We start from the raw sequence: 24,231 nt of genomic DNA on the forward strand, positions 1-24,231 counted from the left end.
ACGCGATACACCGCCACCGCTTAATGGCCACACCCGAGCACACCTGCTCCGGCTTGATCGCCCTTAACGTGTGGTTGCGCTGTGCAACCGAAGGAGAATGCAATGTCCCGTACTTCGAAAATCGGCAAAAACTCCCTTGGCCTGGTCGGTGCCGTACTGGCCGGTGGCCTGATGCTGTCCGGCTCGGTGTTCGCCGCACAACCTCTGGCTCAGGGTTATATGGTCGCTTCGGCCGAGACCTCGGTGAAAACCCCGGAAGGCAAATGCGGTGAAGGTAAATGCGGCGATGCGTCGATGGCCAAGACCGACACCGATGGCGACGGCAAGGTCTCGCGCGCCGAATTTCTGAAGGTCGCGCCGAAGTCCGACTTCGACAAGATCGACACCAACCACGACGGCTTCATCGACGAGCAAGAGGCGTACAACAACGTCAAAGCCAACTTCGAAGCCAATGGCAAGAAAATGCCGAAAGGTCTGTTCGAACACCTGAAAGACCAGGACGGTGCCTGACTTTTCAGCCTGCCCGATAACACAAAGCCGCGCTTTCTCTGACGAGAAGCGCGGCTTTTTCACGCCTGCATGATTACAGCTGGAAGCGCCGCACCATGCCCTGCAGGGCATTGGCCAGTTGCGACAGTTCATGGCTCGACGCATTGGTTTGATCGGCACCCGCCGCCGAACGCACCGACAGATCGCGTATGTTCACCAGATTGCGATCCACTTCCCGTGCCACTTGCGCCTGCTCTTCGGCGGCACTGGCGATCACCAGATTGCGCTCGTGGATTTCGTGTACCGAGGCCGTGATCGTCTGCAACGCCTCACCGGCCCGCTCGGCCAGCACCAGCGTGGTGGCCGCCCGCGAGGCACTGGCCTGCATCGACTCCAGCGCCAGGCTCGAACCATTGCGCATGCCCTGCACCATCTGCTCGATTTCCTGGGTCGATTGCTGAGTGCGATAAGCCAGCGCCCGGACTTCATCGGCGACCACGGCAAACCCGCGTCCACTCTCCCCGGCCCGTGCCGCTTCGATGGCGGCATTGAGTGCCAGCAGGTTGGTTTGTTCGGCGATCGCTCGAATCACGTCCAGCACTTTGCCGATGTCTTGTGACTGATTGGCCAGCGATTGCACCAGCTCGCCGGTGTGTTCGACTTCGCTGGCCAAGGCGTTGATGGCGCCGGCGGTTTCGCTGACCCGTTCCTGACCCAATTGCGCCGACTCGCTGGACTGGCGCGTGGCGTCGGACGTCGACACCGCGTTACGGGCGACTTCCTCGACCGCCGTGGTCATCTCGTTGACCGCGGTGGCGGCTTGTTCGATTTCGTTGTTCTGTTGTTGCAGCCCTTGCGTGCTGTCGTGGGTGACCGCGCTCAGTTCATCGGAAGCGGTCGCCAGTTGCGTGGCCGATCCGCTGATGCCCTGCAGGGTTTCGCGCAGGTTCTGCTGCATGGTCGCCAACGCCTTAAGCAACCGGCTGACTTCATCGTTACCGTGGGTTTCGATCGGGCGGGTCAGATCGCCTCTGGCGACGTGTTCAGCCGCGTCGACGGCGGCGCTCAGGGGGCGAACGATGCTGCGGGTCAGCAACATGGCCAGGGCCACGGTGGCCAGCGCCGCCAAAGCGATGAACAAGGTCACGATGGTGCGCGAAGTTTCGTAGTGGGCGGCAGAGTTCTGACTTTCGGCGGCGACCTGGCGGGTAAACAGATCGGCCAGATCGTTGAGTTGTTTGCCGGAGCCGTCGACCACGGTTTTCATGTCGACCAGCAGCAGTTTGGTCAGCTCGTCACGCTTGCCTTGCTCGGCAAGGGTGAACGACTGGGCGATCCCGGAGCGGTAGGCAGCAAAGGTCTTCTTGAACTGATCGTACAACTGCTGACCTTCCGGGGTGGTCACCAGCCGGTCGTAAGCGGCGATTTTCTCGCTCAGCTCCTTGTCGCGGGTATCCATCTGGCTGCGGTACGTGGCGATGTTGGCCGGATCCTGATCCAGCGCCATGCGCAGGGAGATGGTGCGAATGCGCAACATGATCTCGCGAATCTCGTCACCGCCGCGAATGCTCGGCAGCCACTGCGTCTCCACCGCCACTTCGCTGTCGCGGATGCTCGACATCTGCCCCAGCGCAAACACCCCGAGCAACGCCACCAGCACCGCGATCAGGGCAAAGCCCAGGGCGGCACGGGGAGCAATATTCAACTGACGAAGCAACATGACGAACGCCCTTTTCTTGTATTGGCCGGATTCAAGGGGCGATCAATGGCAGCCTCCTTGCGTTAGCGGGCTATCGGCAAGTTGTATGACGACTTGAATGAAACATTTCCGAAGGGCAAAAAAAATCCCCGTATCTTTCGATACGAGGATTTTTAATATGGTCGGGGTAAGGGGATTCGAACTCCTGACATCCTGCTCCCAAAGCAGGCGCGCTACCGGACTGCGCTATACCCCGGTAAAAAAAAGGCGACCTTTCAAAGATCGCCTTCTTCGATCAGCGCTTTTGGCCTCTGATCTTAAGATTCGATCCCAGTGTTACCTGGTTTCAAAAATGGTGGGTCGTGTGGGATTCGAACCTACGACCAATTGGTTAAAAGCCAACTGCTCTACCAACTGAGCTAACGACCCAAAAATGGTCGGGGTAAGGGGATTCGAACTCCTGACATCCTGCTCCCAAAGCAGGCGCGCTACCGGACTGCGCTATACCCCGGTTTGAAATTGGCTCCGTGACCAGGACTCGAACCTGGGACCCAATGATTAACAGTCATTTGCTCTACCGACTGAGCTATCACGGAACTACACATTTCAATTTACTACGGTGAAACTTGCAGCTTCTCGACACCGTTTTCGCATCGCTGCGTTCGTGTGTCTGAGGCGCGCTATTCTACAACCTAGAACACCTCTGTCAACCCCCTAAATTGCTTTCAAGTTAATGATTTGCAACTTATTTCAGATTTCTGCCCAGTGAGCTGAAACCGTGTTGGTGACTGACTGCGGGGCGCACTTTACAAGCCTTTTCCTTTGAGTTCAACAGCCTGGCGAAAAAAAAGGCCTCGCATTGCGAGGCCTTCCTTACTTCACCACCGGCAGGTCTCAGTTGAACGTGATCTCGTCGTTCTCCACGACACCGGTCGCGGTCTCGCCCGGCATGAAACGCCCCGACAGGATCAACTGCGCCAGCGGGTTCTCGATCCAGCGCTGGATCGCCCGCTTCAGCGGCCGTGCGCCATAGACCGGGTCGTAACCGACGGCAATCAGCTTGTCCATCGCTTCCGGGCTCAGTTCCAGCTTCAGCTCGCGCTCGGCCAGACGGCTGCGCAGACGGCCCAGCTGGATCTCGGTAATGCCCGCGATCTGATCCCGCGCCAATGGCTCGAAGATCACCACTTCGTCGACCCGGTTGATGAACTCCGGACGGAAGTGGGTGGAAATCGCATCCATCACCGCTGCCCGTTGCGCTTCACGATCACCGACCAGTTCCTGGATCTGCATTGAACCGAGGTTGGAAGTCATGACGATCACGGTATTGCGGAAGTCCACCGTGCGGCCGTGGCTGTCGGTCAGGCGCCCATCCTCCAGCACTTGCAGCAGGATGTTGAATACATCCGGGTGCGCCTTCTCGACTTCGTCCAGCAGGATCACCGAGTAAGGCTTGCGCCGTACCGCTTCGGTCAGATAACCACCCTCTTCGTAGCCGACGTAGCCCGGTGGCGCCCCGATCAGCCGTGCCACGGAATGTTTCTCCATGAACTCGGACATGTCGATCCGCACCATCGCCTCTTCCGTATCGAAGAGGAATTCGGCCAGCGCCTTGCACAGCTCGGTTTTACCGACACCGGTCGGGCCGAGGAACATGAACGAGCCGCTCGGACGATTCGGGTCTGACAACCCGGCACGGGACCGCCGCACCGCGTTGGCCACTGCGACCACCGCTTCGTCCTGGCCGATCACACGCTGGTGCAACAGGCTTTCCATCTTCATCAGTTTGTCGCGCTCGCCTTCGAGCATTTTCGACACGGGGATGCCGGTCCACTTCGAGACGACTTCGGCGATTTCCTCTTCGGTCACCTTGCTGCGCAGCAGCTGGTTCTCGCTCTTGCCGTGCTGGTCGACCATTTGCAGGCTGCGTTCCAGATCCGGGATCACCCCGTACTGCAACTCGGCCATGCGGTTCAGATCGCCTTTGCGGCGCGCGGCTTCCAGTTCCTGACGGGACTGTTCGATCTTCTGCTGAATCTGTGCAGAACCCTGCACTTCGGCTTTTTCCGAGTTCCAGATTTCTTCCAGATCCGAATACTCACGCTCGTGACGGACGATTTCTTCCTGGAGTTTCTCCAGACGTTTCTTCGCCGCGTCGTCGCTTTCTTTCTTCAGTGCCTGGGATTCCACCTTCAACTGAATCAGGCGCCGCTCCAGCCGATCCAGCACTTCCGGTTTGGAGTCGATCTCCATGCGGATGCGGCTGGCCGCTTCGTCGATCAGGTCGATCGCCTTGTCCGGCAACTGCCGGTCAGTGATGTAACGATGGCTTAGCTTAGCCGCCGCGATGATTGCGCCGTCGGTGATCGCCACCTTGTGGTGAACCTCGTAACGTTCCTTGAGGCCACGCAGGATCGCGATGGTGTCTTCTTCGCTCGGCTCGTCCACCAGCACTTTCTGGAAGCGCCGCTCGAGGGCTGCGTCCTTCTCTATATATTGGCGGTACTCGTTGAGCGTGGTCGCACCGACGCAATGCAGTTCGCCACGGGCCAGGGCCGGCTTGAGCATGTTGCCGGCGTCCATCGAGCCTTCGCCTTTGCCGGCGCCGACCATGGTGTGCAGCTCGTCGATGAACAGAATGATCTGCCCTTCCTGCTTCGACAGCTCGTTGAGCAACGCTTTCAGGCGCTCTTCAAACTCGCCGCGATACTTGGCACCGGCAATCAGCGCGCCCATATCGAGAGACAGCAGACGCTTGCCGCGCAGGCCGTCCGGCACTTCGCCGTTGATGATGCGCTGGGCCAGACCTTCGGCAATCGCGGTTTTACCCACGCCAGGCTCGCCGATCAGCACCGGGTTGTTCTTGGTGCGGCGTTGCAGAACCTGAATGGTGCGACGGATCTCGTCGTCACGGCCGATCACCGGGTCAAGCTTGCCTTCTTCGGCGCGCTTGGTCAGGTCGACGGTGTATTTATCCAGCGCCTGACGCGACTCTTCGTGGTTGGCGTCATTGACCGCCTCGCCACCGCGCAGGTTGTTGATCGCGTTTTCCAGCGCTTTTTTGCTCACGCCCTGGCCGAGCAGCAACTTGCCGAGCTTGCTGTTCTCGTCCATCGCGGCGAGCAGCACCAGCTCGCTGGAAATGAACTGGTCGCCTTTCTGCTGGGCCAGACGGTCGGCCTGGTTGAGCAGACGCGCCAGATCCTGCGACATGTTCACGTCGCCGGTCGGATTCTGGATTTTCGGTAATTGATCGAGCTCTTTGGTCAGCTCTTTACGCAAGCTGTTGACGTCGAAGCCCACCTGCATCAACAGGGGTTTGATCGAACCACCCTGCTGTTCAAGCATGGCTTGCATCAAATGCGCCGGCTCGATGGCCGGATGATCGTGGCCGACGGCCAACGATTGGGCATCGGACAACGCCAACTGCAACTTGCTGGTTAAACGGTCTATACGCATGGGTCACCTTCCTTTTGAGCAGGCCGGACCTGAAAAACCATCCTGAATAAAGAAACCTGCCAGATACCGCTATAGATGCGGTCAATTCTGGAAGATTCAAGCGTCAGGGAGTTGATGCAGATCAGAGAGTTTAGCGGGTGAGCCAGACTAAGGAGGCAAAGCGACCGGTGCGCGACGCACGGCGATAAGAAAAGAAGCGCGGATCGGTCACGGTACAGAAACCGCCACCATAAACAGCGGTGACACCCCGAACCGCCAGACGCAGTCGCGCCAGCTTATAGATGTCAGCCATGAACTTGCCCGCATTGTGGCTCGGGACAAAGGCTGTCTCGGCTTCGGGCAATTGATTGATGAAGACGTCCCGGACTTCCGGGCCGACTTCGAAGGCCTGCGGACCGATGGCCGGGCCGAGCCAGACCAGAACGTCTTCGGCGGGCAAATCCAGACTGTCGAGGGTCGCTTCCAGCACGCCGGCCGCCAGGCCACGCCAACCCGCATGAGCCGCCGCCACGCGAGTGCCGGCACGGTCGCAGAACAGTGCCGGCAGACAATCGGCGGTCATCGCTGCACACGCGATACCGGGTGTTGCCGTCCAGCTGGCATCCGCCGTGGCCACCACGGACGGATCAGCATGCGCCACGGCAATCCCGTGCACTTGCTGCAACCAGGCAGGCTTTATGGAGAAGTGTTCGGTCAGACGCCGACGGTTTTCGGCGACGGCCTCGGGACGGTCATCGACATGATCGCCCAGGTTGAGACTGTCGAACGGCGCCTCGCTGACGCCGCCCTCGCGGGTGGTGACACAGGCCTTGACGCTGGCCGGCGCGGGCCAGTCCGGCGTCAGCCAGTTCATCCGACGAATGCCTCGCGATCCTGCTTGAGCAGGGTCAGCAGCCAGACCAGATCTTCCGGCAACGGCGATTCCCAGCTCATGCGCTCACCGGTGGTCGGGTGATCCAGCTCCAGAAACCGCGCGTGCAGCGCCTGACGCGGGAAGTGCTTGAGGGACTCGACCATGGTCTGGCTCGCCGCTGGCGGAATGCGGAAACGACCGCCGTACGCCGGATCGCCGACCAACGGGAAGTTGATGTGCGCCATGTGCACGCGAATCTGGTGGGTACGACCGGTTTCCAGCTTCACCCGCACGTGAGTGTGGGAACGGAAGCGTTCCAGCACGCGGTAGTGGCTGACCGCCGGCTTGCCGCCTTCCATCACCGCCATGCGCTGGCGCTGCTGGCCATGCCGACCGATCGGCGCGTTGATCTTGCCGCCGGCCGTCACCACACCGATCACGATGCACTCGTAGATCCGGCTGACACTGCGGCTTTGCAGCTGCGCGACCAGTTTGGTCTGCGCCTGGATGGTCTTGGCCACCACCATCAGACCGGTGGTGTCCTTGTCCAGACGATGCACGATGCCGGCACGCGGGACATTGATGATGTCCGGCACGTGGTGCAGCAAGGCGTTGAGCAAGGTGCCATCGGCGTGACCGGCGGCCGGGTGCACCACCAGGCCGGCAGGCTTGTTGATCACCAGAATGTCGTCGTCTTCATAGACGATGTCGAGTTCGATGTCCTGAGCGACCCATTCACCCTGGGCCTCCTGCTCGGCAGTGAGCTCAAGGATGGCACCGCCATGAACGATGTCGCGCGGGCGGATGACCGCCCCGTCCACAGTCAGGCGACCTTCTTTGATCCAGGCGGAAAGGCGCGAGCGCGAGTGCTCGGCGAAGAGTTGGGCGGCGACTTGATCGAGGCGTTGGCCGCCCAATTCGGACGGCACCTCTGCGCGAAGTTCAATTTTATCGGACATGCTCGGACTGGGCGTCGGCTACAGCCTTTGGTTTCGGCTGCGCGCTTGTGGTTAAATACGGCGTCTTTTGCCCCGGGGCTTTTCAACGGGGCGCTCATCATAACAGGACGGCCCCGCCCAAGACAGCGGCCGTCATAGGGACGCAAGCCGCCATGCAAGTGAAACACCTGCTGCTGATCGCCATCCTCGCATTGACCGCTGCTTGCTCATCGAAGGAAGTCGTAGACGAAAACCTGAGCGAAACCGAGCTGTACCAGCAGGCTCAACAGGACCTGGACAACAACAGTTACACCAGTGCCACCGCCAAGCTGAAGGCTCTGGAGTCGCGCTATCCGTTCGGTCGCTACGCGGATCAGGCACAGCTCGAACTGATCTACGCCAACTACAAGAACTCGGAGCCGGAAGCCGCAAAATCCGCCGCCGAGCGCTTCATTCGTCTGCACCCACAGCACCCGAACGTCGATTACGCCTACTACCTCAAGGGCCTGACCTCGTTCGACCAGGACGTCGGCCTGCTGGCGCGCTTCCTGCCGCTGGACATGACCAAGCGTGACCCGGGTGCTGCCCGCGATTCGTACAACGAATTCGCCCAGCTGACCAGCCGCTACCCGAACAGCCGCTACGCACCGGACGCCAAGCAGCGCATGATCTATCTGCGCAACCTGCTGGCAGCCTACGAAATCCACGTGGCCGACTACTACCTGACCCGTCAGGCCTACGTCGCTGCCGCCAACCGTGGCCGGTATGTCGTGGAAAACTTCCAGGAAACTCCATCGGTCGGTGACGGCCTGGCAGTGATGACCGAAGCCTATCAGCGTCTGCACCTGGACGAACTGGCGGCCACCAGCCTGGAAACCCTGAAGCTCAACTACCCGAACCACCCGAGCCTGAAAGACGGTCAGTTCGTACCGTCGGTCGCCGAAGCCGACAACCGTTCGTGGCTGAGCAAGGCCACTCTGGGCCTGATCGAGTCCCGTCCGCCGCTGCCGCCGGGAGAGACCCGCGCCAACCAGGACGTGCAGAAGCAGTTCCAGGACGCGAAAGACGCGATCCCGAACGAGCTCAAGCCCAAAGACGAAAACGGCGCAGTGATCGAAGAGGAAGAGCACGGGGCGGCCGGCAACAACGACGACCGCTCGTGGTTCAGCTACATGACTTTCGGTGTGTTCGACTGATCACAACGCAAGTACGAGAAAGGGAGATCTTCGGATCTCCCTTTTTTATTGCCGCGTTTTATTGCGCTGTGCGCCTGTCGAGTCCTTGGCTAAACTGCCGGATCATCAGCCAAAAAGCCGCCCATCATGCTTCGTCTACTCTTCTGGATCGCCCTGATCGCCGCCGCCGTCTGGCTGTGGCGCAAACTCAAGGCGCCTGCCGCCCCCACGCAATCCCCCCGCGAAAAGGATGCTGCGCCGATGGTGCGTTGCGCCCATTGCGGCGTGCACCTGCCGCGGGATCGTGCGCTGAGCCTTCAACAACAGTGGTATTGCAGCCAGGCTCACCTCGAGCAAGGCCCAGGCTCCAGTGATCGCTGAGGCCACCAACGCCACTCGCAGACAGGCCCAGCGACTGCTGCGCCTTTATCACCTCTACCGCCTGAGCGTCGGCATCACCCTGGTGCTGCTGATCTCCAGCAACATGGACAACCGCCTGCTGACGTCAGCCGATGACGAGTTGCTGCGCAACGGCAGCTGGTTGTACCTGGTGCTGAACATCCTGCTGGTGGTGTTCCTGGAGAACATCCGGCGGCCGGCCCGATTGTTCGGCCTGGCCCTGGTCGACATCCTGCTGCTGTGCGGGCTGTTCTACGCCGCCGGCGGCGTGGCCAGCCCGGTGGGCAATCTGCTGATCGTCTCGGTGGCCATCAGCAACACCCTGCTGCGACGACGGATCGGTGTGCTGATCGCAGCGATCGGGGCGCTCGGCATCGTCGGCCTCAGTTTTCTGCTGAGCTTCAGCCATCCCTTGAGCGCCAATGACTACCTGCAGGCAGGCACCCTTGGCGCTCTGTGTTTTGCCGGAGCACTGTTGGTACAGGGGTTGATCCGTCGTCTCGAAATCAGCGAAACCCTGGCCGAGCAACGGGCCAGCGAAGTGGTCAGCCTTGAAGCGCTCAATGCCTTGATCCTGCAGCGCATGCGCACCGGCATTCTGGTACTCGACGAGCGGCGCCGGGTACAACTGGCCAACCACAGCGCCCGGACGCTGCTGGCACAGTCACCCCTCGAAGGCCAGTTGATCGATGACTATTCGACCGCGCTGGTCGAGCGCCTGAATCTGTGGCTGAACAACCCGACCCTGCGCCCGCAGAGCCTGAAAATCGCGGCCAACGGCCTGGAACTGCAACCGAGCTTCATCGCCCTGGAACAAAGCCCGAACCGCCAGACCCTGGTATTTCTCGAGGACCTGGCGCAGATTTCCCAGCAAGCCCAGCAACTGAAGCTCGCCGCACTCGGGCGTCTGACCGCCGGTATCGCCCACGAAATCCGCAACCCGCTGGGCGCGATCAGCCATGCTGCGCAGTTGCTGCAGGAGTCCGAGGAACTCGACGGCGCGGATCGGCGTCTGACGCAGATCATCCAGGATCACTCCCAGCGCATGAACCGAGTCATTGAAAACGTCCTGCAACTGTCCCGACGCCAGCAGAGCGCGCCGCAACGGCTGGACCTGGAACCGTGGCTGGCGCAGTTCGTCGCCGAAGCCCGGGAACAGGCCGGCGAGCGCCAGCGGATACATTTGCGTATCGACTCCGGGGACTTTCGCACCCTCATGGACCCCGGTCAGTTGACGCAAATTCTCGACAATCTGTTGCGCAACGGCTGGCGTCACAGCGCCCTGCTGCACGATCCGGCCGAAGTGTGGCTGACGCTGTTCATCGACCGCGAAAGCCAGCTGGCTGTGCTCGAAGTGCAGGACAACGGCCCCGGCGTGGCACTGGATCAACAGTCGCATCTGTTCGAGCCCTTCTTTACCACCAGCAGCCAGGGCACCGGCCTTGGACTTTATCTGTCCCGTGAGCTGTGCGAAAGCAACCAGGCCCGCCTAGACTTCATACCACGCCAAGGCGGCGGCTGCTTTCGCATCACCTTTGCTCACGGACGGAAACAAAGTTGAACACGAGCCCACGGCAAAAAATCCTCATCGTCGACGACGAACCGGATATCCGCGAACTCCTGGAAATCACCCTGGGACGGATGAAACTCGACACGTTCAGCGCACGCAACCTCGGCGAAGCCCAAGCGCTGCTGAACCGCGATACCTTCGATCTGTGCCTGACCGACATGCGCCTGCCGGATGGCACCGGACTGGAGCTGGTGCAGCACATCCAGCAACGTTATCCACAATTGCCGGTGGCGATGATCACCGCCTATGGCAGTCTGGAAACGGCGATCAACGCCCTGAAAGCCGGGGCTTTCGACTTCCTGACCAAACCGGTAGACCTCAGTCGTCTGCGGGAACTGGTCGCCACTGCGTTGCGCATGTCGGCGTCGGGCAATGTCTGCACCGCGATTGATCGCCGGCTGCTCGGTGACTCGCTGCCCATGCGCAATCTGCGCAAGCAGATCGATAAACTGGCCCGCAGTCAGGCGCCGGTCTACATCAGCGGCGAGTCCGGCAGCGGCAAGGAACTGGTTGCCCGGCTGATTCACGAGCAAGGCCCACGCGCCAGCCAGCCGTTTGTACCGGTGAACTGTGGGGCGATTCCTTCAGAGTTGATGGAAAGCGAATTCTTCGGTCACCGCAAAGGCAGTTTCACGGGTGCGGTGGAGGATAAGCCGGGCCTGTTCCAGGCTGCCCATGGCGGGACGCTGTTTCTTGATGAAGTGGCAGACTTGCCGCTGTCGATGCAGGTCAAGTTGCTGCGGGCGATTCAGGAAAAGGCCGTGCGCAGCGTCGGCGGCCAGCAGGAAACCGTGGTCGATGTGCGCATCCTCTGTGCGACGCACAAGGATCTCGACGCGGAAGTCGCCGCCGACCGCTTTCGTCAGGACCTGTATTACCGACTGAACGTGATCGAACTGCGGGTGCCTTCTCTGCGCGAACGTCGTGACGACATCGAAGCCTTGGCCAGCCATATGCTCAAGCGTCTGGCGAACGGTACCGGCCAGCCGGCGGCGCGCCTGCATCCACAAGCGCTGGAGGCATTGAAGAACTACCGCTTCCCGGGAAACGTGCGGGAGCTGGAGAACGTGCTTGAGCGGGCGCACACCCTGTGTGAAAACCGCACGATCGAGGCCGACGACCTGCGCCTGAGCGAAGGCAATTGCACAGCCGAGGGCGGCATTGCCGATCTCACGCAGATCGACAACCTCGAAGACTATCTGGAGAACGTCGAGCGCAAGCTGATACTGCAGGCCCTGGAAGAAACCCGCTGGAACCGTACCGCAGCGGCCCAGCGGTTGAATCTGTCCTTCCGTTCGATGCGCTACCGGCTCAAGAAGCTCGGCCTGGATTAAATCCGTCCGGTCGGGGCATACGGCGCCGGATCAATGATCGGCGCGCGCCCCAGCATCACATCGGCAAACAACTGACAGGACGCCGGCGCCAGCACCAGTCCGTTGCGGTAATGCCCGCAGTTGAGCCACAAGCCATCAAAACCCGGCACCCGGCCGATGTAGGGAACGCCCTCCGGCGAGCCGGGACGCAATCCGGCCCAGTGTCCCACCACTTCGGCATCCGCCAGCGCTGGCAGCAATTCGACCGCCGAGGCCTTGAGGCTTTCCAGTGCATTGTCGGTCGGGGTCTTGTCGAAACCTTCGTGTTCCAGCGTGCTGCCGATCAGGATGTGCCCGTCGCGACGCGGAATCGCGTAGCGCCCCTTGGCCAGCACCATGCTCGGCAGGAAATCCGCCGCGCACTTGTAGAGAATCATCTGGCCCTTGACCGGTTCCACCGGCAGCGACAGGTCCAAGGTCTTGAGCAATTCGCCGCTCCACGCGCCCGCCGTCAGCACGACCTGATCGCCAGCGATCACACCGGTGGAAGTCTGCACGCCCACCACACGCTCGCCTTCAAGGACAAACCCGCTGACTTCACACTGCTCGTGAATCGTCACGTTCGGCAGCGCCTGCAACGCCGCTTTCAAAGACTTCACCAGCCGCGGATTGCGTACATTGGCCACATCAGCCATGTAGATCGCCCGGGAAAACCCGCCACCGAGCACCGGCACCGCATCATGCGCCGCCGAGATATCCACAGCCCGCAGCGGACGGTTCTCCCGCGCGGCCCACGCCAGCGCTTCGGCCTCGTCATCCAGATCCAGCCAGTACAGGCCGGTGGTGTGAACCTCGGGATCAACCCCGGTATCGGCAAAAAGACGCTCGCCCAACTGTGGATAAAAATCCTGCGACCAGTGCGCCAGCGCGGTGACGGCCGCGCTGTAGCGCCACGGGTACAGCGGAGACACGATACCGCCGCCGGCCCAGGACGATTCCTGGCCGACGTTCGAACGATCCAGCAGCACCACGCTGCCGACCTCGGAGGCGAGATTGTACGCCGTGAGCAGGCCAATCACCCCGCCACCGACAATCACCACTTGCTGTTGCCTGGTCATGTTTGATCCAACCGTAAAAAAGACAGTGGGCGCAAATGGCGCCCGAAATATAGCGGCTCAGCGGCCCCAGCAATCCTTGGTGGTCAGCCCGGTGGTCGCGTTGTTCATGCTTCTGACACCGGTGTTGGTGAGGGTGAAATCCCCGCACTTGTCAGTGGCCATGGCCGTGCCGGTCTTGCGGGTCGCGGTCAGCACAAAGGTCTGGTCAGCGATGGTCGGGGTAATGGTGTAGAAATCATTACCCGTGCTGAGACCGGTGACGCCCGTGTAAACATTGTTTCTGGTGTAGAAGCGCTCGAGAGTCTGCGCCTGCTCCGTCAGCAGCGATACCACCTCGGCGCGACGGCCCTTCTTCAGATATTCGGTATAGCTCGGTGCGGCAATGGTGATGATGATCCCGATAATCGCAATCACGATCATGATTTCGATCAGGGTGAATCCTCGGATGGATCTGCGCATGCCTCAACTCTCGCTTACTGAATTTGTCGCCACATGATACGACGACTGCCGCCGCCGCCCTTTTCCACCAGGGTGGTGATGTTGCCACTGGAGTCGGTCTCGATCTTGCCCTTCCCGGCGTTGACGATGGCGTTCAAGGTCGGGATGCCGCCGGTGAATATCACTCCGCTGGAAATCGTGTCGCTGCTGTCGACGACACCATCGGCGTTGGTATCGAGCACCGCGTAGTTGAGCATCTTACCGCTGAACGCATCGAGTTCGACCAGTTTACCGGTGCCAAAACTCGCACAAGGATCAGTGGTGTCGACACTGGCCGTGGTAAACACGATGCGCCCGAGTACGATGCTGGCCTGATTGATCACCCGCTCGCCGGTCAGCACGTTGTTGTATACCAGCGGCAGGTACCAGCCCTTCTCCGCCGGATAGGTCGTGTCATTCTGGGTTGTGGTCAGGAACTGCCCGGAGCTGCCGGAGAAGGATCCGGTAATCGCTTGCGCCTGCAGACTGCTGACAGTCAGTTGACCCGAACCCCCATCGGCATCCCAGACCGAATAAAACGCCTGCAAGTCCTTGTTGGTCTTGTCGGCGGTCTCGTTGAATTTGCCGGTGCCGACGAAAATCTGTTTGCCACCCAGAGCATTGTCCGCCAGCAACGGTTGCGCGGTGATCGGCTGAGTCGCCCCGCCGGCTGTGGTGAACAGCGGCTTGCCGGAAAACGCCACGCCCCAGCTGTCGGACGAAGCGGCGCTCAGGTCGAACTTCCACAGCCGCCCCTTCAAGTCACCGCCATACGCGGCCTGCACCACGTTCTGCGAATTGACCCGCAGCTTCACCGAGGACAAACCGTTGGTGGTTTCCGTACTGTCGATGACGATTTTCCTGATCAGCGAGCCGTCACGCACATCCAGCACATACAGCGCCGCCACCCCGGAGTTGCTGCCGTAACCGTTGGCAATGAACGCTGCCCAGCGACCATCGGCCAAGCGTGCCACTTCCGGACGGGCGTAGGCGTAACCCAGATCATTAAAAGCGTTGGAGGTGCTGGCAGTAGCCGGCGCGCTGACTTCCCACAAGGCACGGATAACGTTGCCTGCCGAGGCATCGAACAGTTGGAGCCCGTAGAAGGTTTTGCCCCCGGCCCCCGTCCCGCCAATGGCCAGGGTTTTCCACGCCGTGCCGAATTGCGCATCGAATACACCCAGTTGACCGTCCACCAGAAACTTGTGGCTGACGCCGTTGACGTAGTTCGGATCGGCAATCAGGCGCAGCGAGGCCAATACGCTGGATGGCATGTAGGCATAGCGCCGGGTACCGTTAGCCGAGTTGATGACGCTGACAAATCCGTCATTGGCGTTCACCACGAGGCTGGCATTCATGTTCGAAGCCTTGGTGGTCAGGTAGGTGCTGTAGGTGGTATCGCCAGCCAGATCGGAGGCGGTTTTATCCGTGGGTGAAGCCAGCACCAGCGGCGAGTTGATGATGTCCCCGAGCAACACGCTGCGCACTTTGAGCCCGGCCTTGTTGGTGCCCTTGCTCCATTCGACCAGGTCTAAGCCGCTGATGCCGGTGGGCAAACCCTGACTGAGAACGGTCTGCTGGGTTGGAGAGAAATTACCGTAGGCCAGCGTCACCGCCGCATTGTTCAGAGTGTTCCACGACTGGTAGGTCGGCGCAGTGGCGCCGGGCACGATGGCGGTGTCGGTGGTCCACAGCACGGCCGACGTATTGACCGCCCCGGCCGAGGTGAAGCCAAAGGACTTGATCGTGCCGCGCCAATCTTTGGGATCGTAGGTGGTTTGAAAAAAACTGCTGCCAGCGGTCAGCGTGGTGCCGCTGGTCACACCCGCACCGCCGGAACCAGCCTTGGAGGTGATATCGCTCAACGCCGAAGACAGCGCGACATTCAGGCCGGCGCTGTCGGTCGCCTGGTAGTAGCGGCCCTGTCCGTAATCGGCGGCGTCCGAGAGCATGTCGTTGGAGGCGGTAAAACCTACCGTGTAGGTATTCATGTACTGCTTGGGAAAATCCACCGCATTCCAGCTCTTGCCTGCCGCGTCGGTACCGCTGAAACGCATGTCGATGTCGAAGGCGAACTTGGCGATATCGTCCAGATACAGCGTATCGCCCTCCCCGTCCCCGTTCAGGTTGTTCCCGTCATTGTTGATGCCGTCCCAGTTCGGCAAGCGGCTGCCGCCCAGCGGGTCGTTGTTCGGAAAGGTGCGGTCGTAGGTCGGCAGGCCGTCGGTGATGACCACCCCGTAGTTTTTCTGGCAGCGGTACTGGATCGGGCTGGTGTAGGTGCTGGGGGTGCTGTTGTAGTACGGCGTCATCCCGCGCATGTAGCGGGTGATTTCGTAATAGGTCTCGGCCAGTGGCGTGTTGGCCACCGCGCTCAGGCCGTTGATCGAGGAAATCAGTGCGTTGTAGTTGTTGTCGGCCTGGGCCTGGGTCACGCTGCCGCTGACCGGTGACAAGTCGCTGATGGAGCGTGCAATGAAACCACCGTTGCCGGGGTTGTTGCCGGTGGCCGGGTTGAAGGTGGCGAGGCCCATGCGCAGGTTGCGGTTGCTGGTGACCAGTGCGGTAGAGACGTTGCGCGCCACGTTGATCCGGTAATCGTTGGGAATGGCTCCGGTAGTGAAATCGCGTGTGCCGTTGTTGATCGCCAGTCCGACCACGTAGGAAATGTAATCCGCCGAATAGCGAGTGTTGCCGCTGCCCACCGGATCCGGCAGCTTCAGACAGAGCGGTGTCAGGCTGTTGTTGTAGAACGCATAGGCACCGCCGGAGCAGCCGGAAGTCGGCAGGCTCGAGAGAAAGATCGTATCGCCGGTGATGGCGGTCGAGCTCAGGCACAGGCCGATGACCGCGTTGCACTGCCGTGCCGGCGTGCGATCCTCGGCCGGATCGAACCCCGCCGCATAAATGATGCTGTTCATACTCCCTGAGTCGTCGATCAACAGCATGACGTTGGGCGGTACTGCGGCCGCGCTCAACAGCGGCGATTCGGACGGCGTGAACGCATATGCCGGCGTCGCCACATACAAGCCCGTCAAAAGCCCCGCCAGGCAGGCTCGCCACCTTGAGCGTCGCTCAATACTTCGCATAAACGCTCTCCACCACACTGCGTGAGCTGCCGACGATGCCGACTGCCGTGACCCGGTACAACGTCGCCGAGGTGTTGCTCGGCACGTTCACCGCCGTCAGGGTCGTGCCGATGTTCTGCACCCCGTAGAAGCCGCTGCCGGCGGCAATCCAGGTGACACCCGACGTGGAATTGAGCCCCGCTGAACTGACCACCGATGACTCCGCCGGCGGCGCGCATTGCGTGGTGTTGGCACACACCGCCAGCGAATAACTGTCCAGTTGCACGGCACTTTCACCAATGCGCAGCGCCGCCTCGGCCGTCTGGAACGATTGATTGCGCAGACTCACACTGCCGGCCATTTTTTCCTGCAGGTTGGCGCTTTGCATTGATGACAGGCCGATCACCGTGAGGAGCAGCAGAAACACCAGACTGACCAGCAACACCATACCGCCCTGGTACCGTCGCCGATGGAGAGAAACGTTCATCGCTCGCCCCTCACTGCAAGCGGTTGCGCAAGGCGGCAACCACGTTGAAGGTTTGATTGCTGACCCGATTGTTCGGGTCAGTGAGGGTCAGACTCAGGCGCACGCTGCGGATCCGCGCCGGATCACCGGGATTGGCGCTGTAGGTGGACGCCGCGACATCGGTCGCGGAACTCGCCAGACCGAACATCACGGAAAACGCACTGACGTTGTTCACCAGCACCTGCTGGGCCGGATTTCCGCTGCCGGTGCCCATCAGAATCTGGTTGTTGCTGAAGCTGTAGATCAGACGACGGATCGGGAACGCGATCTGCCCCGTCGCTGCTGTCCGTGCGCCGGTATAAGCAATGGCGCTGTTGCGGCAATCGGAGACCACGGTCCAGGTCGGCGTCCCACCCGCGCTGCCCACATCGGCGGTGACCAGGGTCAGCTTGAGATTGGCGTTGTCCCAGCTGATCGGCATGATCTGAGCCGCCGTGAAATCCCCCGCCGAGCTGGAATCGGTAATCGTGCCCAGACAGCCGAACATGCCCACCATGCGCAGTTCCTGGATCATCTTGCTCAGCACGAACCGCGCGTCTTCCTGCATGGCGGCGGCGCTGTTCTGGCTGACGTAGGTGTTTTTCGCCGCCAGGAAGATCTGCACCACGCCGAGCACCACGATCAGCCCCAGCGCCAGCGCGACCAGCATTTCGATCAGGCCGAAGCCCAGATTATGGCGCTTCATGGCGTGGCCACCGGGTCGACCGCAGCGCGGCTGGTCAGGACAAAGCTGCGGGTTGCACTGCTCGTATTGGCGGCGCGTGCGTCACTCCAGGTGATGGTGATGGTGTACACGCGTTGATTGAGGGTGATGCTGCCGGTGGCGGTCGGTCCGCCGAAATTGACGATATTGGTGGTGAAATCGTAGAGATCCTGATCCCGGGCGACACTCAGATTGCCCGTGGTCGGTGGTGTGACGGTGTAGTCGGCGCCCGAGTTGGCGCGGATCCGGTCCATCATGTCGTAGGCGATGAAACTGGCCTGACTGGTCATCCGCGAGCTGTCGGTGTATTTCAGCGCATTGAGCTGAACCGCCGCAGCCCCCAGTAACCCGACCGTCAGAATCAACAACGCGACCAGCACTTCGATCAGCGTCATGCCCTCCTGTGCGTGCTTGCTCCCTGCCCTCATCCGCAGCTTCCACCCGATTGAATTCGTCCGTTCAGACACACGTTCAGCGTCCTGCTTTGCGTTCCCAGCGTATAACTGAACACCACCGCCGTGGACGGTGCTGCCAGCCCTCCCAGATTGTTGAAATCCAGCGCGGTCACTCCTGAGGTTAGCGTCAGAGTCGCGCCGCTGCTCATCGCAGGAACAACCCGCAATACATTGGCCGGAGTGCCAGTACTGTCGTAGACCGACAGCTCGCCGGTCCAGACGCCGCCGCCGGCGCTCGGCCGCAAGCGAGTGGTGATGCCCCGGTTGATCGCCTCGAGCCTTGCGTAATTGAGGGCCCGTTGCAGGTCGCCGACTTCGGTGTCGGCCTTGCTGCCCTGGATCGATCGGGTAAACGCCGGGACGGCCATCGTGATCAGGATCACAACCAATGCGACCGCCACCAACACCTCGATCAGCGTGAAACCTTTTGTACGATGATCCATCGATGCCCTCCGTTGCCGTCGGCTATACCTGCCCAGTAAACCTAGAACATTCGACCGGGTTACGTCGGTTGATTTGCCCTGCCCGGCGCACGGATCGCGTCGAACACCCTGCATCAAGGAGGAACTGCTCATGCCGCAACAGGGATTCAGTCTGGTCGAACTGCTCATGGGACTGGCGATCGGCGCAATTGTTCTGTCGCTGGTCAGTCCGGCGCTCGCCACACTGAAGGAGTCAAACCATCGACAGCAGGCGGCAGAGTCGCTGATCAGCGGGATCCGCAATGCCCGCACTCAGGCGATCACGCGCAATCAGAGCGTGGTGATTCATGGCATCGACGGGGACTGGAGCCGGGGCTGGCGGATCATTCTGGATGTCAGTGGCAAGGGTGCGCAAGACCGCAGCAATCCGCTGCTGGTCGAGCACGCCAGTGACGGGCGAATACCCATTGTCGGCAACTGGTTCGTCAGTCGGTACATACGGTTCAGCAGTCTGGGGCAACCGCTGATGCCCGGGCGGGCATTTCAGGCAGGAAAACTACACATCTGTTCGACCCGCGAGCCGGTCAGCCAGCTTCAACTGGTGCTGGCGGCGACCGGTCGCGTGCGCCTGGCCAGCGAAAAGGCTGAACAGGCGCTGTGTCGAAAGGATAAAGCGGTCAGATCGAGCGTACGCGCAGCTCTTTAGGCATCGAGAACGTGATGTTCTCTTCACGTCCGGCCAACTCGTCGGCACCGGTGGCACCCCAGGCCTGCAACTGCTGGATCACGCCGCGCACCAATACTTCCGGTGCAGAGGCGCCGGCGGTGATGCCGATACGCTCGACACCATCGAACCAGCTCTTCTGCAGGTCTTCGGCGCCATCGATCAGGTAGGCCGGGGTGGCCATGCGTTCGGCCAGCTCACGCAGACGGTTGGAGTTGGAGCTGTTCGGGCTGCCGACCACCAACACCACGTCGCATTCGTCGGCCAGTTGCTTGACCGCGTCCTGACGGTTCTGCGTGGCGTAGCAGATGTCGTCCTTGCGCGGCCCACCGATGGCTGGGAAACGCGTGCGCAAGGCGTCGATGACCCGGCTGGTGTCGTCCATCGACAGCGTGGTCTGGGTGACGAAGGCCAGTTTTTCCGGGTCGCGTACCTGCAGCTCGGCAACATCCTTCTCGTCTTCGACGAGGTAGATCGCGCCGCCGTTGCTGGCGTCGTACTGGCCCATGGTGCCTTCGACTTCCGGGTGACCGGCGTGGCCGATCAGGATGCATTCACGACCGTCGCGGCTGTATTTGGCGACTTCGATGTGCACCTTGGTCACCAGCGGACAGGTGGCATCGAACACTTTCAGGCCACGGCCGGCGGCTTCGGTACGCACGGCTTGCGAGACGCCATGGGCACTGAAGATCACGATGACATCGTCCGGTACCTGATCCAGCTCCTCGACGAAGATCGCGCCACGACTGCGCAGGTCCTCGACGACAAACTTGTTGTGCACCACTTCATGACGCACGTAGATCGGCGGCCCGAACACTTCCAGGGCGCGGTTGACGATTTCGATCGCCCGGTCCACGCCGGCGCAGAAGCCACGGGGGTTGGCGAGTTTGATTTGCATGCTATGCCTCGTGTCTTGCGCGCAAGAAAATAGATCATTGCAATCCCAGCGGAAGCAGGCTTGCTCGCGAAAGCGGTGTGCCAGACAACTTTTATGTTGAATGTCAGTCAGCATTCGCGAGCAAGCCCGCTCCCACAGGGGTTCTGCTGTGTTACTCAGACGGCTTTGACGGAGAAGATTTCCACGTCAAAGGTCAGCGTCTTGCCGGCCAGCGGGTGGTTGAAGTCGACGGTCACTTGCGCATCGTCGAACTCTTTCACCACACCCGGCAGCTCAGTATTGGCCGCATCGTTGAAGATCACCAGCAGACCCGGCGACAGTTCCATGTCCGCAAACTGCGAGCGCGGCATGACCTGCACGTTTTGCGGGTTCGGCTGGCCGAACGCGTTTTCCGGCTCGACGGTCAGCGTGCGCTTGTCTCCGGCCTTGAAGCCGAACAGCGCCGCCTCGAAACCCGGCAGCAGGTTGCCATCGCCGACCTTGAAGGTCGCCGGGGCCTTGTCGAAGGTGCTGTCGACCGTGTCGCCGTTCTCCAGGCGCAATGCAAAGTGCAAGGTGACTTCCGTGTTCTGGCCGATGCGTTGCTCAGCCAATACCTGTTCAGTCATGAACGGCTTCTCCGGTTTTTTTACTTTTGAACATGTCCAGTGCCAGCATCACCGCACCAACGGTGATGGCGCTGTCGGCGAAGTTGAACGCCGGGAAGTACCAGCGGTTCTGCCAGTGCACCAGAATGAAGTCGATCACATGGCCCAGAGCAATGCGGTCATACAGATTGCCCAGCGCGCCGCCCAACACCAGCGCCAGCGCGATGGCCAGCCAGGTTTCGTTGCGGCCCAGGCGTTTGAGCCAGACCACCAGCACCGCACTGACCACCACCGCGATCAGGGCGAACAGCCAGCGCTGCCAGCCGGAGCTGTCGGCCAGGAAGCTGAACGCCGCGCCGGTGTTGTAAGCCAGGGTCCAGCTGAAGTAATCGGGAATGATCACGATCTGCTGGTACATCTCGAGCTTGCCTTCGAAGTAGAACTTGCTGGCCTGGTCGATGACCAGAACCAGCAAGCTCAACCAGAGCCAGCTCAGCCGTCCGAAACGGCCAACGGCATTAGGCATAGTGACGAACCTCGCCAGCGCCATCGATGTTGTCCACGCAACGGCCGCAGATCTCCGGATGCTCCGGGTTCACGCCGACGTCTTCACGGCAGTGCCAGCAACGGGCGCATTTCGGGAAGGCCGACTTGACGACCTTCAGCTTCAGGCCGCTGACTTCGGTGGCCACAGCTTCGGCCGGAGCCTGTACGAACGGCGCAACGCTGGCAGTCGAAGTGATCAGTACAAAGCGCAGCTCGTTGCTGAGTTTGGCCAGGTCGGCGCTCAGGGCATCTTCGGCGTACAGCGTCACTTCGGCTTGCAGGTTGCCACCGACGGCCTTGGCCGCGCGCTGGATTTCCATCTCCTTGTTGACCGCCACCTTCACTTCCATGATGCGATCCCAGTACTCGCGACCCAGCTCGAAGCCTTCCGGCAACTCGGTCAGGCCTTCGTACCAGGTGTTGAGCATCACCGATTCGTTGCGCTCGCCCGGCAGGTATTGCCACAGCTCGTCGGCGGTGAACGCCAGGATCGGCGCGATCCAGCGCACCAGCGCTTCGGAGATGTGGAACAGCGCGGTCTGGCACGAACGACGGGCCTTGCTGTCGGCGCCGGTGGTGTACTGGCGGTCCTTGATGATGTCGAGGTAGAAACCACCCAGCTCCTGCACGCAGAAGTTGTGGATCTTCGAGTAGACGTTCCAGAAACGGTATTCGCCGTAGTGCTCTTGCAGCTCGCGTTGCAGCAGCAGGGTGCGATCCACCGCCCAGCGATCCAGTGCCAGCATGTCTTCGGCCGGCAGCAGGTCGGTGGCCGGATTGAAGCCGGTCAGGTTGGAAAGCAGGAAACGCGCGGTGTTACGGATACGACGATAGGCGTCCGCGCTGCGCTGCAGGATCTGCTCGGACACGGCCATTTCGCCGGAGTAGTCGGTCGAGGCAACCCACAGACGCATGATGTCGGCGCCCAAGGTGTCGTTGACTTTCTGCGGCGCGATCACGTTGCCCAGGGACTTGGACATCTTGCGGCCGGACTCGTCCACGGTGAAGCCGTGGGTCAGCAGCTCGCGGTACGGCGCGTGATTGTCGATGGCGCAGCCGGTCAGCAGGGACGAGTGGAACCAGCCACGGTGCTGGTCCGAACCTTCCAGGTACAGGTCGGCACGCGGACCGGTCTCGTGGCCCATCGGGTGCGAACCGCGCAGGACGTGCCAGTGCGTGGTGCCCGAGTCGAACCAGACGTCGAGGGTGTCGCTGATCTTGTCGTACTGCGGCGCTTCATCGCCAAGCAGTTCGGCAGCGTCGAGTTTGAACCAGGCCTCGATACCTTCGACTTCGACGCGCTTGGCGACTTCTTCCATCAGCTCGACGGTGCGAGGGTGCAACTCGCCGCTTTCCTTGTTCAGGAAGAACGGGATCGGCACACCCCAGTTGCGCTGACGGGAGATGCACCAGTCCGGACGGTTGGCGATCATCGAGTGCAGGCGCGCCTGGCCCCAGGCCGGAACGAACCTGGTGTCTTCGATGGCTTTGAGCGAGCGCTGACGCAGGGTGTCACCGGACACCGGCTCCTTGTCCATGCCGATGAACCATTGCGCGGTAGCGCGGTAGATCAGCGGGGTCTTGTGACGCCAGCAATGCATGTAGCTGTGTTCGATGACGGTGGTGTGCAGCAGCGCACCGACTTCGGTCAGTTTTTCGACAATGGCCGGGTTGGCCTTCCAGATGAACTGGCCGCCGAAGAACTCCAGCGACGGCACATAGACGCCGTTGCTTTGTACCGGGTTGAGGATGTCGTCGTTGACCATGCCGTATTTCTTGCAGGTCACGAAGTCGTCCACACCGTAGGCCGGGGCGGAGTGAACCACACCGGTGCCGGCGCCCAGTTCCACGTAGTCGGCCAGGTACACCGGCGACAGACGGTCGTAGAACGGGTGACGGAAATTGATCAGTTCCAGCGCCGAACCCGGCGCGGTGGCCAGCACGGTGCCTTCGACGCCGTAACGGGTCAGGCACGATTCGACCAACTCTTCAGCCAGCACCAACAGCTTGTCGCCGATGTCGACCAGGGCGTAGGTGAATTCCGGGTGAACGTTAAGCGCCTGGTTGGCCGGGATGGTCCACGGGGTGGTGGTCCAGATCACGATCGAGGCAGGTTTGCCCAGCGACGGCAGACCGAACGCGGCAGCCAGTTTGGCTTCGTCGGCGATCGGGAACGCGACGTCGATGGTCGAGGACTTCTTGTTCTCGTACTCGACTTCCGCTTCGGCCAGGGCCGAACCGCAATCGAAACACCAGTTCACCGGTTTCAGGCCCTTGAACACGAAACCGCCCTTGACGATTTCGGCGAGGGCGCGGATTTCACCGGCCTCGTTCTTGAAGTCCATGGTCTTGTACGGATTGGCGAAGTCGCCCAGCACGCCGAGACGGATGAATTCGGTCTTCTGACCTTCGATCTGCTCGGTGGCGTAGGCACGGCACAGCTCGCGGGTCTTGTCCGCGCCCAGGTTCTTGCCGTGGGTCACTTCAACCTTGTGCTCGATCGGCAGGCCGTGGCAATCCCAGCCCGGGACATACGGCGCGTCGAAGCCCGACAGGGTCTTCGAGCGGATGATCATGTCCTTGAGAATCTTGTTCAGTGCGTGACCGATGTGGATCGTACCGTTGGCGTACGGAGGGCCGTCGTGCAGGACGAACTTCGGACGATCCTTGCCAATCTCGCGCAACTTTCCGTACAGGCCAATACTGTCCCAGCGCTGCAGGATCTGCGGTTCGCGCTGTGGCAGGCCGGCCTTCATTGGGAAGGCGGTGTCCGGAAGGTTTAGCGTGGCTTTATAGTCGGTCATTTAAGGCT

21 protein-coding genes and 4 tRNA genes are annotated in these 24,231 nt (G+C 61.1%); 6 read left to right on the forward strand and 19 right to left on the reverse strand.

Translation table 11 applies throughout. The features are described 5' to 3' along the window. Positions 1-102 precede the first annotated feature (102 nt). Complete coding sequence (locus tag ACSPX5_RS19330) at positions 103-510, forward strand: HvfA family oxazolone/thioamide-modified RiPP metallophore (RefSeq protein WP_007959573.1); 408 nt, start codon at positions 103-105, stop codon at positions 508-510. A gap of 73 nt (positions 511-583) precedes the next feature. Here the strand turns inward: ACSPX5_RS19330 and ACSPX5_RS19335 are convergent, their stop codons facing one another. From ACSPX5_RS19335 to rluD, 8 genes are all read right to left on the reverse strand, one after another. Beyond that, positions 584-2,209, reverse strand: a complete 1,626-nt coding sequence (locus tag ACSPX5_RS19335) for a methyl-accepting chemotaxis protein (protein WP_169431964.1) — start codon at positions 2,207-2,209, stop codon at positions 584-586. A gap of 158 nt (positions 2,210-2,367) precedes the next feature. Continuing rightward, positions 2,368-2,444, reverse strand: a tRNA-Pro gene (locus ACSPX5_RS19340). Positions 2,445-2,541: 97 nt separating this feature from the next. Further along, positions 2,542-2,617, reverse strand: a tRNA-Lys gene (locus ACSPX5_RS19345). Between the two features lie 5 nt (positions 2,618-2,622). After that, positions 2,623-2,699, reverse strand: a tRNA-Pro gene (locus ACSPX5_RS19350). Positions 2,700-2,708: 9 nt separating this feature from the next. Next, positions 2,709-2,784: transfer RNA gene (locus tag ACSPX5_RS19355), tRNA-Asn, on the reverse strand. Positions 2,785-3,082: 298 nt separating this feature from the next. Next, on the reverse strand, positions 3,083-5,647 hold the full coding sequence (clpB, locus tag ACSPX5_RS19360) for an ATP-dependent chaperone ClpB (RefSeq protein ID WP_169431965.1): 2,565 nt from the start codon (positions 5,645-5,647) through the stop codon (positions 3,083-3,085). A 130-nt stretch (positions 5,648-5,777) separates the two neighbouring features. Next, positions 5,778-6,500, reverse strand: a complete 723-nt coding sequence (gene pgeF, locus ACSPX5_RS19365) for a peptidoglycan editing factor PgeF (protein WP_439820097.1) — start codon at positions 6,498-6,500, stop codon at positions 5,778-5,780. Then, positions 6,497-7,459: a 23S rRNA pseudouridine(1911/1915/1917) synthase RluD gene (gene rluD, locus ACSPX5_RS19370; protein ID WP_011335991.1), complete on the reverse strand. Its 963-nt coding sequence runs from the start codon at positions 7,457-7,459 to the stop codon at positions 6,497-6,499. Before rluD ends, pgeF begins: the two co-directional genes overlap by 4 nt. 152 nt (positions 7,460-7,611) lie before the next feature. On the opposite strand from rluD, the gene ACSPX5_RS19375 reads away from it, so the two are divergent. The 4 genes from ACSPX5_RS19375 to ACSPX5_RS19390 all read left to right on the forward strand — a co-directional run bounded on the left by ACSPX5_RS19375 (position 7,612) and on the right by ACSPX5_RS19390 (position 11,916). Beyond that, entirely contained in the window at positions 7,612-8,634 is a 1,023-nt protein-coding gene (locus tag ACSPX5_RS19375) for an outer membrane protein assembly factor BamD (RefSeq protein WP_169431967.1), read from the forward strand. A gap of 126 nt (positions 8,635-8,760) precedes the next feature. Next, positions 8,761-8,994: a PP0621 family protein gene (locus tag ACSPX5_RS19380; RefSeq protein WP_169431968.1), complete on the forward strand. Its 234-nt coding sequence runs from the start codon at positions 8,761-8,763 to the stop codon at positions 8,992-8,994. Beyond that, complete coding sequence (locus ACSPX5_RS19385; protein WP_169431969.1) at positions 8,984-10,573, forward strand: sensor histidine kinase; 1,590 nt, start codon at positions 8,984-8,986, stop codon at positions 10,571-10,573. Before ACSPX5_RS19380 ends, ACSPX5_RS19385 begins: the two co-directional genes overlap by 11 nt. Then, entirely contained in the window at positions 10,570-11,916 is a 1,347-nt protein-coding gene (locus ACSPX5_RS19390) for a sigma-54-dependent transcriptional regulator (RefSeq protein ID WP_439820098.1), read from the forward strand. The genes ACSPX5_RS19385 and ACSPX5_RS19390 overlap by 4 nt, the downstream gene beginning before the upstream one ends. On the opposite strand, the gene thiO is transcribed toward ACSPX5_RS19390, so the two are convergent. The 7 genes from thiO to ACSPX5_RS19425 are packed head-to-tail and all read right to left on the reverse strand — an operon-like array spanning position 11,913 to position 18,685. Further along, the gene (gene thiO, locus ACSPX5_RS19395) at positions 11,913-13,013 is read right to left on the reverse strand and encodes a glycine oxidase ThiO (RefSeq protein ID WP_323161214.1); all 1,101 of its coding nucleotides are present in this window, start codon (positions 13,011-13,013) and stop codon (positions 11,913-11,915) included. The genes ACSPX5_RS19390 and thiO overlap by 4 nt on opposite strands. 57 nt (positions 13,014-13,070) lie before the next feature. Beyond that, entirely contained in the window at positions 13,071-13,472 is a 402-nt protein-coding gene (locus tag ACSPX5_RS19400) for a type IV pilin protein (RefSeq protein WP_169431972.1), read from the reverse strand. 14 nt (positions 13,473-13,486) lie between these two features. After that, a complete protein-coding gene (locus tag ACSPX5_RS19405; RefSeq protein ID WP_439820099.1) occupies positions 13,487-16,579 on the reverse strand; it encodes a pilus assembly protein in 3,093 nt (1,030 codons plus the stop codon). Next, positions 16,566-17,045 (reverse strand): pilus assembly PilX family protein, encoded by a 480-nt coding sequence (locus ACSPX5_RS19410; protein ID WP_207864762.1) that lies wholly within the window; start codon positions 17,043-17,045, stop codon positions 16,566-16,568. The genes ACSPX5_RS19405 and ACSPX5_RS19410 overlap by 14 nt, the downstream gene beginning before the upstream one ends. A 10-nt stretch (positions 17,046-17,055) precedes the next feature. Next, positions 17,056-17,769 carry a PilW family protein gene (locus ACSPX5_RS19415; RefSeq protein WP_169431975.1) on the reverse strand — a complete coding sequence of 238 codons (714 nt, stop codon included), beginning with the start codon at positions 17,767-17,769 and terminating at the stop codon, positions 17,056-17,058. Beyond that, complete coding sequence (gene pilV, locus ACSPX5_RS19420; RefSeq protein WP_169431976.1) at positions 17,766-18,215, reverse strand: type IV pilus modification protein PilV; 450 nt, start codon at positions 18,213-18,215, stop codon at positions 17,766-17,768. Before pilV ends, ACSPX5_RS19415 begins: the two co-directional genes overlap by 4 nt. Beyond that, complete coding sequence (locus tag ACSPX5_RS19425) at positions 18,212-18,685, reverse strand: GspH/FimT family pseudopilin (RefSeq protein ID WP_439820100.1); 474 nt, start codon at positions 18,683-18,685, stop codon at positions 18,212-18,214. The genes pilV and ACSPX5_RS19425 overlap by 4 nt, the downstream gene beginning before the upstream one ends. A 130-nt stretch (positions 18,686-18,815) precedes the next feature. Between ACSPX5_RS19425 and ACSPX5_RS19430 the strand changes: the two genes are divergently transcribed. Beyond that, positions 18,816-19,370: a GspH/FimT family pseudopilin gene (locus tag ACSPX5_RS19430; RefSeq protein ID WP_439820101.1), complete on the forward strand. Its 555-nt coding sequence runs from the start codon at positions 18,816-18,818 to the stop codon at positions 19,368-19,370. On the opposite strand, the gene ispH is transcribed toward ACSPX5_RS19430, so the two are convergent. From ispH to ileS, 4 genes are all read right to left on the reverse strand, one after another. Next, on the reverse strand, positions 19,342-20,286 hold the full coding sequence (gene ispH, locus ACSPX5_RS19435) for a 4-hydroxy-3-methylbut-2-enyl diphosphate reductase (protein ID WP_169431979.1): 945 nt from the start codon (positions 20,284-20,286) through the stop codon (positions 19,342-19,344). The genes ACSPX5_RS19430 and ispH overlap by 29 nt on opposite strands. 155 nt (positions 20,287-20,441) lie before the next feature. Continuing rightward, on the reverse strand, positions 20,442-20,879 hold the full coding sequence (gene fkpB, locus ACSPX5_RS19440; protein ID WP_169432708.1) for an FKBP-type peptidyl-prolyl cis-trans isomerase: 438 nt from the start codon (positions 20,877-20,879) through the stop codon (positions 20,442-20,444). A gap of 7 nt (positions 20,880-20,886) precedes the next feature. Next, the gene (lspA, locus tag ACSPX5_RS19445) at positions 20,887-21,399 is read right to left on the reverse strand and encodes a signal peptidase II (RefSeq protein WP_085712189.1); all 513 of its coding nucleotides are present in this window, start codon (positions 21,397-21,399) and stop codon (positions 20,887-20,889) included. Continuing rightward, on the reverse strand, positions 21,392-24,223 hold the full coding sequence (ileS, locus tag ACSPX5_RS19450; protein ID WP_439820102.1) for an isoleucine--tRNA ligase: 2,832 nt from the start codon (positions 24,221-24,223) through the stop codon (positions 21,392-21,394). Before ileS ends, lspA begins: the two co-directional genes overlap by 8 nt. Positions 24,224-24,231 lie beyond the last annotated feature (8 nt).

Origin of the sequence: Pseudomonas sp. HLG18 (genome assembly GCF_051903985.1) — a bacterium.
GTDB classification, from domain to species: domain Bacteria; phylum Pseudomonadota; class Gammaproteobacteria; order Pseudomonadales; family Pseudomonadaceae; genus Aquipseudomonas; species Aquipseudomonas fluorescens_BT.